This is a genomic window from Spartinivicinus marinus, assembly GCF_026309355.1.
GTDB classification, from domain to species: Bacteria; Pseudomonadota; Gammaproteobacteria; order Pseudomonadales; family Zooshikellaceae; genus Spartinivicinus; species Spartinivicinus marinus.
Window position 1 is genome coordinate 6,193,640 of sequence record NZ_JAPJZK010000001.1, and the last position, 13,085, is coordinate 6,206,724.

Genomic DNA, 13,085 nt, shown 5'->3' on the forward strand with positions numbered 1-13,085 from the left:
TTTATTATCCTTTTTGGGTGTAAGCTGCTGTCGTTGCATGTACCCCATGATGCTTATCTGTTTTATGTTTTTTTAATTTTGCTGCTCGAACCCCCTGGGCCACAAATAGCATACGATCACGGGCAGCAAACCAGTCCTCGGCATACTCACATTGCTGATACTCATCAAAATAGGGGCCACCTTCCGTATAATGCAACAGCGCAATATCGTCCTTAGGGGCATCATAGCCAACTAAATGATTCCAGCGACGAGGTAATTCACCAATTAAATCGTCAGTTCCTAACCACTTAAACTGGTGCAGCTCTAGCCCTGAGGCTTGATTAACATAGTCTGGAGTCAATGCTTTGCAGCGCTCACAATTAAACAGCATGACACTGGACCAGTTTTTCTTTTGATAGCGAGTCTGCACATGATTTAAAAATTTTCGCTGGCTTGCTGGTTCATGGTTATGTTTCACTACTTGTACAGCAAAGCGACTGTCACGAAGTGACCACAACGCATTAATATCTTCCTTCACTATCATATCGCAATCAACAAAAATGGCCCATCCCTGGTAGTTACATAAATAAGGCACTAAAAAGCGGGAAAAAGAAAAGTCCGTGGATTGCAAAGGATCTCGTTCACGGGTAAAGATATTATGCAACTGACTCAACATTAATGGCGTAATTGACACAGGCTGTGAAGCATGAGCATGAATACTATGAGCAAGAACATTAAATGCAGCCGCTTCGGCACGATCATAACCAATAAATACCCGGATCATATCACCGCCTCCCCATTAGTTAATGCTATTTATTTTGGTATCGGCCAGTCAGCGCTAATCTGTAGTTAACTGTTGCAACTCATAGCAAACCTGCTGAATGACACTTTCCCAGTCACCATGGCTAGGCTGTCGAAACAACCGCACGCAGGAGTACCAAGGGCTATCCTCACGCTTTTCAAACCAGTGCCATAACGGCACATGCTGAGTCATTACCCAAGTAGGAATACCTAAAGCTCCTGCCAAGTGCACTGCTGCATTTGATACAGAAATCACTCTATCCAGTGCTGCAATTTGAGCCGCAGCCTTTTCTAGGTCATCAAACGGATTAAATGACGTATCCACAGATATCAAGCTAGTTTCTAAATCCAACGCTTCTTGTACCGCTTCACCATACTGAATACTGACAAAATGACAGTTTGGTACGGTTAATAGTGACATGAGCTTTTGCAGTGCAATTGACTTGCCAGCCCCTGAAGAACCACTGCTACTTTGCCAGGCAACACCTATATGATATTGCGCTTGGCTATTATTTTTAATCATATCCTGACGAAACTGTTGGGTTAGTTTTGGGTGTGCTTTTATATAGTGCTTAGGCGCTTGATAATTAGGCAGATCCAACTTAACCAAATAAGGCACATCCAATAAAAAAACTTGGGCATCAATGCGGCTTTGTAAATCAGTGGGCACTGGCTCGTTATCAGGTAACACGGTTATTTCAGGAAAAGAACGTCGAAACAAACTCACCAGCTTTACATTGCAAGTCAGTACTATATTAATACCGGCTTTCAGTAAAGGTACCAAGTGTTGTACATGCAGTACTTGATCACCCACTCCCTGCTCAGAAGTCACTAACAATGTCATGCCTGGTTTTTGTTCGCCTTGCCATTGAGGTGCTAAAACCCCTGCAATGGTTTTACTAATAAATCCATGATCATGAGAGGATAAATCTTGCCGCCAACGTAAATATGGCCAGCCTTCTTGATAATGGCCACTACGCAATAATGTAATTGCCAGGTTAGCCCGCACCGCTTTATCATCTGGTTTTAGCTCAAGTGCCTCCCGATAATACTTAATTGCACTGGCTGAATTTCCTTCTAGCCCTTCAAGGTTGGCCAAAGTTCGTTTAACCAAAGGCGTATTTGCCTGTTGCTGACAAAGCGAACGAACTGTTGCTGCTGTTGCTGGATCATAGCGGCATTCTTGAAGCAACTGATCAACTAGCGCACTGGCCAGACTTGCTTGAGCAGTTGCCATATCTGGACGCAACTCAAGTGCTTTAGTGTAATAGGTTTGGGCTTGACTAAATTGCTCTTGCTTTTGATAAAGTTGACCGATTGCTTCAAATATCTCAGGAATTTTCACTTCCTCAGCTTTGGCTAGATAACATTTCAACGCCTCCTGGTCTTTACCCTGGTTCTGATAAAGCGTACCCAATAGTGGGTAAGGCTCTGCCAAGGTTGGATCTATTTTAGTTGCCAGGGTTAGCGATTTTATCGATTGATCAATATGCCCCATTTTTAACATCAGATAACCAAGTCGATATAAATAATAGGCATTATTTGGATCATACTGAACAGCCTCTAAAAGATAGGGCAATGCGGTATCATATTGTTCTATCGCCAAGTAAATTTCTGCCAGTTTATGTTGTACAGCGGCATTCGCTGGATTTTTTTCCAATAACTGGACTAATAGTCTTTTGGCTTCATTTAATTGATTTTGTTGCATTAAATGTACAGCAGTTTCAAATTGTTCCAAGTCCTGTGGATCATTGACGACAGACATAATGTGACGTACCTTTGATGGGTTATTTAAAAATCGTTATTAAGGGCACCTCTAACAACATTTGTACCAGTTTATGTGATTAAAGCCAGCAGCAACTATCTTTTTTCAGTTTAGCCATTTAATAATCACTCCAGTTTTTTGCTTAAGTGGCAAAAAACTGCCTCTTTTGACTGACAGTGATGCTGACATCCCTGTTATGATTAGCTATTAATATCCTAGCAATAATCTAATTATTTGATTTTAATAAAAGATTTATTTCAATAACTTATTGGCAATTATATTGGCATAGCCTTTGAATCCCAATTCCTCAGCCAAAGTACGCTTGGTACTCCGGTAGTAAATTACCCGTTCAAAGATACAGCTTACGTTAAACAAATGGCGTAATCACCACGGGTAAGCAGTTAGTAGGAGGGAGGTTATGCCTCAAGTCATTAATACCAACATTCCGTCATTAAATGCACAGCGTAATTTAAATACCTCACAAGCAGAAAGCGCTGTTGCCTTGCAGCGCTTGTCATCAGGTTTACGCATTAATAGTGCTAAAGACGATGCAGCAGGGCTTGCTATATCCACTCGATTTGATGCTCAAATTCGCGGCTTGAATGTGGCTATCCGCAATGCCAACGATGGAGTTTCTCTTTCCCAGACCGCTGAAGGTGCCTTGGGAGCCATGAAAGAGAATTTACTTCGCATTCGTGACCTTTCCCTGCAATCTGCAAATGCCACTAACAGTGGCCAAGACCGTGAAGCACTCAATGCCGAAGTTCAACAGTTGAAAAAAGAAATTCAACGGGTATCAGAACAAACTGCTTTTAACGGTACCTTGTTATTAGACGGCACTTTCACTGAAGTCACCTTTCAAATTGGTGCCAATGAAGGTGAAAACGTCACCTTTAGTATAGATGGTGCACGGGTTGATGAATTAGGTGCTTCTCAGTCTGTTGGTGTCAGTGCCCGAGGCACTAATTCCAGCATTGCCCAAGGGGATTTATTAATTAATGGTATTTCTATCCCCAGTTCTAAAACCACAGCAGATACTGCATCGATTGCAAACAAGAGTGCCAGTGCCATTGCCAAAATCGCTACTATCAACTCTAAATCTGACGAAACAGGGGTTACTGCAGAAGTATTAACCAATACCGTTGAAGGCACTAGTCAGGTTGTCGCAACTCTAGCAGGGGATATTTTCTTAAATGGCGTCACTATTGCGTTAGCAACTAACACCAGTTTATCAAGTAACGCTAATCGTGATGCCGTGATAACTGCAATTAACGCGCGCTCTGCAGAAACAGGTGTGGTGGCAGTCAATACAGGAGCTGATCAATCCGGTATTATTTTAGAAGCTGAAGATGGACGTAATATCACCCTTGTTTATGGCAATGCAGGGGTAACTCCAGCTGCAACCGGTTTACCTGCCATTGGGGGCGGTATCATTGCAGCAGGCTCACCACCAACAGCCACTGAAGAACTTAATGGTACTGCAGCAGGTGGCTTTACTTTAATTTCCCGAGATGGTTCACCCATCAAAATTGAGCAAGGGCCAGACGGACAACTTAACCAAAATGTAGGATTAGCAGAAGGCACTTATGCTGGTACAGGGGCCTTTTTATCATCACTTGCTGCGATTGATGGTAACACTGCAACAACGGCAAAAGATGATGCGCCAGCCTTGATGAATGGCGATATTGTAATAAACGATGTTCCTGTGCCTGCCGGTAATACCCTGGATGACACAGCGTCTAATATGAATAAAGCTGGCAGTGCTATCACCAAAGCAGCAGCAATTAATAAAGTCAGTGAGCGTACCGGGGTTACTGCTACCCCTAATCCTAATTTAGTTAATGGTTCTGCTATGACACCGGCAGCCAAAACTGGCACTATAACTATTAATGGGGTAATTACTACTGGTATTACCACGACAACCGATGCCGAAGAAAGCCGGATTACTGTCGTCAATGCTATTAATGCTATTGCAGGACAAACTGGCGTAATGGCAATTGATACCGGCAGTAATACAGGCGGTGTACAACTACTGGCGGAAGATGGACGAAATATTACCATTAGTTATACTACACTAACGCCCGCTGTCACCGGACTCGTCGATACCGACCCTGGTGGTGCCGAACCCCAGGCAACTTATGAGTCTTCATTACGCTTATCGTCCGCCAGCCCTATTGTATTAACCACCAATAATGCCAATGGCTTAACCAACCATGGCTTACAGGCAGGCACTTTTGGTGGGGCATCGTCAGGGCAGTTTATTAAGGATATCGATGTATCCTCAGTAGAAGGTGCATTAAAAGCGCTAGATTCGGTGGATAATGCCTTGCAGTCTATTAATATCCAGCGGGCTAACTTAGGTGCGATTCAAAATCGCTTTGAGTCAACCGTTTCGAATCAAGCCATTGCTGCTGAAAACTTATCAGCAGCCAATTCAAGAATAAAAGATGCTGATTTTGCAGCTGAGACTGCAGAGCTATCACGAACTCAAGTACTACAACAGGCGGGTATTTCGATACTTGCCCAAGCCAATGCGCAGCCACAGCAAGTATTACAATTATTACAAGGCTAGCGTATCACACTCGACCCCTGACTGACATTGCCTTTATTAAGCAATGTCAGTCAGATTTTTTTACTGCCTAATAGCCAATAAATAACGCCTATATTTCACTTTTACAAAAAATATACGACTAGTTTTTTTTATTTTTCTACTGGCGCAAAATTTGACTACCCATTGTGGCTAAAAGCGCTATGCTTTATAACAATAAACAATAACAAAGCTAGACTGCTTCTGTAATGTAATGGAATTTCAACCATGAGTAACTTAGTTGAAGGGGATCATGCCTCTCAAACCATTGCCCAAGCGTACAATGAAACCTTGTATCGCAGTGATCCCTTCGTAAAAACCCATCCAGAACATTTGGCCAGTTTAGGGGTATTATTTGGTTTTACACCGGTTAACCCACTGCAATGTCGGGTATTGGAAATCGGTTGTGCAATGGGCGGCAACCTTATTCCGATGGCAATGAATTACCCTGACAGTGAATTTATAGGTATTGATATTTCAAAGAATCAGATTGATATTGCCACCAATCAAGCAGCCAACCTCAGACTGAATAATATAAAACTGCTCAGTTTAAGCATAGAGCAAGTCGATGAACACTTTGGTCAGTTTGATTTTATTATCTGTCATGGGGTCTTTTCGTGGGTACCCGCGCAGGTTCAACAGAAAATTCTTGAAGTCTGCAAAAAACATTTAAGTGAATTTGGTATCGCTTACATTAGCTATAACGTACATCCAGGTTGGCATATCAAAAACATTGTAAAAGACCTGATGCGCCTCAGAACACAAAAGTCACCTTTAGAAAACAAAGTTAAAGATGCCAAAGCCATTGTAGAGTTGTATGCAAAATATGCGGTAGATAATGCCAGTTATCCTTTTAAAAGCATTCTCGAGCAACAATTGGAACATTTAAATAGCGTGCCTGATCATTACATTTTGCATGAGCATTTAGCTGACTTTAATATCCCCTACTACTTTTATGACTTTATGACGCTGGCAAAACAACATCAATTAACTTACTTATGTGACGCCTGCTTTAGTGATAATTTTATTAGCAACCTACCTGAAGAGCATCAACAGAAAATTCTGGATTATTCTGAAGACCGTGTCATGGTAGAGCAGTATTATGACTTTACGGTAGCCCGAACCTTTCGCTCTAGTCTATTGGTTCATGATCAACACCTGATCAACCCTATTGTAGAAACGCAACGAATAAGATTACTAAGCTTAGTGAGCGACCTTAAAGTAAAAGATAAGCAGTTTAACTTAACCGATAAGTCTGATGTACCGTTTATTTCAAGCAGTAAAGTGTCTCCCGAACTCACCGCCTCCATTCCCATTACCAAAGCAGCATTAAGAAGCTTAGAAGAAAGCTGGCCATGCAGTTTAAGTTTTAATGAACTATTCCAACAGAGTTATCAAAAGTTAGGTCTATCTATTGATAAACAACAGCCTGATTTATTAGAAAAAGATATTCAACAGTTGTGCGATGATATTACCACAGCCTTTCAGGCAGGTTCACTCAGGTTATTCAGAGTGAATCCACCATTATGTATCAATCAAATAAGTGATAAGCCACTGGTTAGTCCATTAATAAGCCAGCAGCTTCGCGATAATCAAGAAGTCTTTACGACCCAGCATCATGAATCTCTATCACTCGATGATAACCTAAAGCAGTTTATTCCCTATCTTAACGGAACCTATACTCAACATGAACTAGCAAACGTTGTCGATAAACTGCTTCAAGAAGGCAAGTTAGACTTTTCTCTCACCCAACAATTACAAAAAACAGCCAAAAATAACAATGAAGTAGCAAACACTATCTTAGCCACACTGCTCAATAGCCTTATTCAAATTGGGGTAATGATTAACTAAATTCAGAGTAAAGCCAAAATGAATAATCTGGTTAATTCAAAACCACACATAGAAAGTACAGAACAGTTAATAACAACGACGATTAACCAGACCGCTCAACTAAGTGAAAAATCTCTGTTATCCCTTATTATAAAATCAAAAAATTGTAATGACCCTGCTATCTTTTTAGCAAATATCACCTTCCATTTGCTAAAAGGTAACGTTAAGGGGCTTAGTCAAATATTAGCAAAAAGTACTCACATTAAATCCAGTTATCTTATCAATTTACGTGATGCCTGCATGTATTTATGTAATCGAAAAACTGATGACATAATCAATACAGTGATAATACTTGATAAAATGTCTCCCCCTAATCCACTGCTTGCTGTTTTGGTAGCAGAGGCGCAGTATATTCAATGTAAGTTCACCGAAGCCTTTTACAATTTTTCTAAAGCAGCCAATAACTTTACTTTCAATAAACAGCTCATTATTAAAGCAAGACAATGTTTGCAGCATATTGAAGCAACGAAATACAGTGAACCATTAGTTCAAGGTGCCATAGACTATTTAAAAGATGACCGTTTCGATAGTAAAGAAATAGCGACTCTCATTACTTCACTCATTCAATTCAAGTATCAGCTGACTGAAAAGCAAACTGACACTATATCACTTGACTTAAACGATATAACACAAGATGAATTTCTGATTGAAGCATTACAAAGAATTATCATTATAGACCCTGATATTGAGTTGTTTTTACTGGCCGTACGCAACAACTTGCTCAATACTATTGTCCAACTGAGCGAAATTCCTCAGCATTTCACTAAGCTACTATGCGCTCTTGCCTTGCAAGGTTACATGAATGAATACGTCAGTTTTATTAGTAATGATGAAGCCTCAACCATTGACTCTATTCAACAAATTACCCATAACTTACTGAAAGAGTCTAATACCAGCATAGAGCAAATTGCCGGCTTGGTTTTATTGGTATCATTGTATGAACCAATATCTCAACAACCCTATTTCGAGCAACTATTACATTACTCATTAGTCGACTGGCCACAGGAGATGCAGCCTTGCATCGAAAAAATACTGTATCAACAATATCAGGAAGCCGCTTTGGCAAAGACCATCCCTCAACTAACAGCCATTGACAATCCTGTCTCCTCTGCCGTTAAAGCTCAGTATGAAGAAAATCCTTACCCCCGGTGGACAGAAGTCACTCAGTTAAAAAGCCCTTGTAATTATATCAAGTACTATCATATTGATAAGCCACCTTTTACCAAACCTAAATTTTCAACTAAATCACTGAAAATGCTGGTAGCAGGCTGCGGCACAGGTAAACACCCCATTAGTCAAGCATTACTATTTCCTGACCTGCAAATTATTGCGGTTGATCTTAGCAGCCGAAGTTTAGCCTATGCCAAACTAATGGCTGATCACTTCAAGATTAAAAATATTAGTTTTTACCAAGGCGATATTCTGCAGTTAAATGCGCTGAAAGAAAAATTTCACATTATTGAGTGTGTGGGAGTACTCCACCATATGGAAAGACCCGCTGATGGTCTGGCTGTTTTACGTGAATTACTGGTCAAGCAAGGGGTAATGAAATTAGGTCTTTATAGCCAAACTGCACGCCAAGAGATTGAAAAATTTCGCGCCAGTAACGAACTCACTCCTACTCTAGCTAATATTCGCCAGTTTCGTTACCGGGCGTTAACCGAAGAACGATCCAAGTTTGATACCTGCATTAAAGTGAGTGACTTTTATTCAACCAGTATGTGTCGTGATTTATTGTTTCATGCACAAGAACATCGCTATACAACACTGGAAATAGCCAAATTATTAAAAGATCATTCATTAGCCTTCAGAGGTTTTTACTTTAGAAGTCATGAGTTATTTACCCAATTTCAAAAACTGTTTCCTAACCCAGCAAGTATGCTAGACCTTACAGCCTGGGATCAGTTTGAGCAGCAAAATCCGTTCGCTTTCCTTGGGATGTATCAGTTTTTTGCTCAAGCCCTATAAATTATTAAATAGAGAAAGGTTACTAATGGTCGTAAAACTCTGCTGAGCTGCTTGCAATAAGAAATTCTGGAGCGATAACCGACTAATGGCTTCAGCTTGGTCAACATACAAAATTTCTGCCAAAAACTCCTCGCTGACTATATTAAATTCTTCATTTTGCGCCCGTGTACTATCGATAATATTCAATCGCCCTCCTACCTGGCTTTGTACTTCAAGTAAACTAGCAATCGCATTATCCATATTAACCAGTGTATCATCCAATAGCTTTTGTAAAGTTACCCTACCTGGTCCGTCGTTTTGTGCGTTATTTAAGCCATCTTGCAAACGTTTTACGGTTGTTAACACATCTTGCTTATCACTGGTATTTACAAAAAATGTATCGCCTTGATTAGGGGTGCCCTCAATTACGACAGCCATACCATTAAAGGATATTGACTCCCCTCCTTGAAACGGTATATTGCTGGCTAACGTGACCCCTCCTTCCTTAGTGGTAACAGTATAGTTAGCACCATTTGGTACAACAGCCGTTTCTGGATTAAACGTAATCAGTAAATCATCAGGATAAAAGGCATCTAGTGCATCTTGATCGACCACCTGTCCTACTGTAATTTTCGCTGGTGGATCAGATGTATTATTAGGATTAGCTGAGGTTAAAAACGTTTTTTGGTTACTTGCCACATCCACAAATAAATCTTTACCGCTGTCATTAATCGCTACCGTGGCACTGGCAGCAATTTGTAGAAAGCGTTGGCCTTCATCACCTAAATAATCAAATCCACCACCGACTTTCTCAATAAAAGGCGGTTGACTGGCCTGAAACCCAGCAAAGATAAATATCCCATCTGCATTTTTACGATTAAATAAGTCTTGTAGTTGATTCAGTCTAACTTCTATTTCATCTGCAATAGCAGCCTTATCTGTCACACTTAAACTGCCATTACCCGCTCGAACGGTAAGCTCTCTAACCCGCTGATAAGCACTTTTAATCCCTTGCAGTGCAGCTTCTTCAATTTTCAAACTATTCTCTGCTGCATCTAAATTACGCCGATATTGTGCTGCAATTGCCTGCTCTTGTTGAATCGCAACAATTTTTGTTGAAGCCACCGGATCATCACCAGGGGTTACCACCCGTCGTCCTGTAGCAACCTGTTGCTGAGTGTTTAATAACTCAGCACTATTTTTTTGTATTTGATTAATGCCTAATCTAAATATATCAACTGTTGAAATTCGCATAATGAGCTTCTCTATACACTGTTTAACAGGGTATCAAATAATTCCCTGGCCACATTCACCAATTGAGCAGAAGCATTATAGGCCTGTTGAAACCGAATTAAGTTAGAGGCCTCTTCATCTAAATTGACCCCTGATTCTGACTGTCTAACCCCTTCCGTTTGTGCTAATAAGGTTTCACTTGCCGCCTTATCGATATCTGCTTGACTCGCATTAACCCCAACAAACTCTATAAATTGCGCATAACCTTCAGCATAACTGGTGGTGCCATTAAATAAGGTTTTATCCGTACTTAAATTGGCTAGCTTAAATCCATTGCGATTATCAGACGTGCCATTACTATTAAAATCGATAGTAAAGGTGTCATTGGGTTGCGGCCTACCTTGAACTGTAACCTGGTAGCCCTTAAAAGACTTTTGCGCAAAATTGAACGAAGCGGTATCACCAAATAAGTTACTCACAACGGGTGTTGTACGCATAGTAACGCCATCCGCCATAGTGACATCGATACTACCACCAATGGTCGTGACATGCTGATTACCTGCACCCGCCACAGCACCATCTAACGTTTGGCTAGAAAATGAACCACCCGCTTCACCATTGGTGACTTCAACACTGCCCGCCCCGATAGATGTTCGTAATCCTACATCCAAGTCTACGCCAGTTGTTGCAAATATTTTTAATGTGGGGATCGGTGGTGGCCCTCCTGATTCAGAAACTACTGCTCGAATCCCCTGATTGGTTAAATTACCATTATTATTTACTCTATCAGCCAAAAACTGAATATATGGTTGATTCAATAATGGGTTGGTATCAGGTGTTGGTACAGGCCCTAAGGCAGGATTGGTCAAATCTTCCCCGTTCAGAAAAAACTCCATTGCACTGCCAGCAGCTCCTGTAATACTCCTTAACTCCACCTGATTAAAAGCATTGGCAGTCACTCCATCCACTTGAGTCAGTTGATTAGCAATTTCCTGAGCTGAAGCATTGAGCACCGTAGTTACATTGGTTGTAGTAATTACTCCAGTGGTAGGGTCTCGCTTAAAAATATCAATGTTTTGAACTGGATAATTATTAACAGGATTAGGTGCCACTGGATTAATCACTGGAGCCGTTACAAAACCGACACTTCCCGTACCCCGTTGCTGAGTGCTTCCTATCGTTTCATTCACATCAGTAGTAAAGACATTTTTTTGCGTCCCAGGTACAAAAACCTGATTGCGAATAGGCGGCACTAGTTGTTTAGGATTAGCAGGATCAGAGTTATCCAACACATCATAAGTTGTTAAACTAGTGAACTTAATAATAATAGGTGGTGACAGTTGGCCTGATGTAGCAAAAGCCGGTAATAAAGCCCCCGATACCTGATCATACACCTGAAAAACATCTCCTTGAGAAATTGATCCTGTTCCTTGATTCGTGGTTGAGCTGAGGGTCCGAATTGCTGCGGCAAACGCTAATTCTCTTGGGTCACCCATCACAGCAGTAAAATCCCGAGAGGCTCGTCGGGTAGGCTGTAAAAAGAACGTATCTCCCCCTTGAAAAGAACCACTTTCTAAGGTTAACTCTAAACCGTCAAACTCTAGTGTTTCTGGAAATGAGCCACTAATAGAGCCCTGCTTAACAATAACGCCATCACTATTTCGGGTAATTGAGTAGGTAAAGTTATCGGGGCCTGGAAAGTTAAACGTGTAATCACTTGCCTGTATTTGTTGTACATCTTTAATCACTAGTGACAATACCCGATCGACGGGCAATGCATTTTGAATATCACCAAATACCCGATCTAGTGTAGTCTGCCTATCATTAACATCATTAAAAATTCGCTCACCAAAACTACCAGTTAAATCTAACCCCATCCGTTGCTGATCATTAACCGTTTTTGCCAACCCAACAGCGACTAAACCTAAATTGGTAAAAGACGGATCTAAAATCTTATCACGATAAGTGATTAAGCCACCTAAGGTACCCCCGGTTAAATCCTGATTTAATGGCTGACTAGTACCCTTTACTACCACATTTAAGCCTTCATTATTCGCTCCACCCGATTGAGTAATTAATTCAGCACTACTGCTACCTAATACAAGCGCCTGACCTTTACCAATAAATACATTAATCGTGTTATCATCCTGACGAACGACCTGAACCCCCACAATTTCAGATAATTCTCTAAGCAACTCGTCACGCTTATCAAGCAAGTCATTTGGTTGACCAGCCGTGCTGCTCCCAGCTACACTGGAAATCTGTAAGTTTAATTCAGCAATACCTGCCGCTAAAGAACTCACCTGTCCTATTAATGCCTCAATTTCAGTATTCAATGCTTGGTTTTGCTCTTCAAAAGTTGCAAATAAAGTATTAAAACGAGTAGCTAAACCTTCTGCTTCAGTTAGCACCAGTTGGCGAGCAGGTATAGATGTTGGGTTTTCAGAAGCCGCTTGCATGGCATTGAAAAATTTATCCAGCCCCACACTTAACCCTGTGGTTTCATCAGCTAACACAGAGTCCAATTGCCGTATATTCTGATCAAACGCATTTAGCTGGAAAAAACTGGCGGTATCCAAACGTAATTGATTGGTGACAAATTCATTAGCAATTCGCCTTATATCAGTAATTTGTACCCCTCTGCCAGAGAAAACGCCACCAATGAACTGCTCTCGCTGGGTATTAAAAATGGTGTCCTGGCGAGAGAAGCCTGGGGTATGTGCATTAGCAACATTATGGCCAGTGGTGGCTAATGCCCGTTGATAAGCTTGTAAGGCAGTGGTACCGATTTGCAGTATATTACCTGCCATGGTAAAACTCCTAAATATACTCTTCGCGAATGACTTTTCAATCAGTCTCTGGCAGGTAGTTTAATAATTGTAA

At 41.0% G+C, this 13,085-nt stretch carries 7 protein-coding genes; 3 read left to right on the plus strand and 4 right to left on the minus strand.

Annotation, left to right across the window (positions count from 1 at the left end; translation table 11 throughout):
- Nucleotides 1-4 precede the first annotated feature (4 nt).
- Nucleotides 5-763, minus strand: a complete 759-nt coding sequence (locus OQE68_RS27250; RefSeq protein WP_180566884.1) for a glycosyltransferase — start codon at nt 761-763, stop codon at nt 5-7.
- A 54-nt stretch (nt 764-817) separates the two neighbouring features.
- Nucleotides 818-2,545, minus strand: coding sequence for a tetratricopeptide repeat protein (locus OQE68_RS27255; protein ID WP_180566883.1), 1,728 nt, complete (start codon nt 2,543-2,545; stop codon nt 818-820).
- Between the two features lie 418 nt (nt 2,546-2,963).
- Between OQE68_RS27255 and OQE68_RS27260 the strand changes: the two genes are divergently transcribed.
- From OQE68_RS27260 to OQE68_RS27270, 3 genes are all read left to right on the plus strand, one after another.
- Nucleotides 2,964-5,117, plus strand: coding sequence for a flagellin N-terminal helical domain-containing protein (locus OQE68_RS27260; protein ID WP_180566882.1), 2,154 nt, complete (start codon nt 2,964-2,966; stop codon nt 5,115-5,117).
- 243 nt (nt 5,118-5,360) lie between these two features.
- Nucleotides 5,361-6,983 carry a methyltransferase regulatory domain-containing protein gene (locus OQE68_RS27265; protein ID WP_180566881.1) on the plus strand — a complete coding sequence of 541 codons (1,623 nt, stop codon included), beginning with the start codon at nt 5,361-5,363 and terminating at the stop codon, nt 6,981-6,983.
- Nucleotides 6,984-7,001: 18 nt separating this feature from the next.
- Nucleotides 7,002-8,990, plus strand: coding sequence for a class I SAM-dependent methyltransferase (locus tag OQE68_RS27270; RefSeq protein ID WP_180566880.1), 1,989 nt, complete (start codon nt 7,002-7,004; stop codon nt 8,988-8,990).
- Here the strand turns inward: OQE68_RS27270 and flgL are convergent.
- Both flgL and flgK read right to left on the minus strand, forming a co-directional pair.
- A complete protein-coding gene (gene flgL / locus OQE68_RS27275; protein WP_180566879.1) occupies nt 8,985-10,223 on the minus strand; it encodes a flagellar hook-associated protein FlgL in 1,239 nt (412 codons plus the stop codon). The genes OQE68_RS27270 and flgL overlap by 6 nt on opposite strands.
- 11 nt (nt 10,224-10,234) lie before the next feature.
- Nucleotides 10,235-13,012: a flagellar hook-associated protein FlgK gene (flgK, locus tag OQE68_RS27280; RefSeq protein WP_180566878.1), complete on the minus strand. Its 2,778-nt coding sequence runs from the start codon at nt 13,010-13,012 to the stop codon at nt 10,235-10,237.
- Nucleotides 13,013-13,085 lie beyond the last annotated feature (73 nt).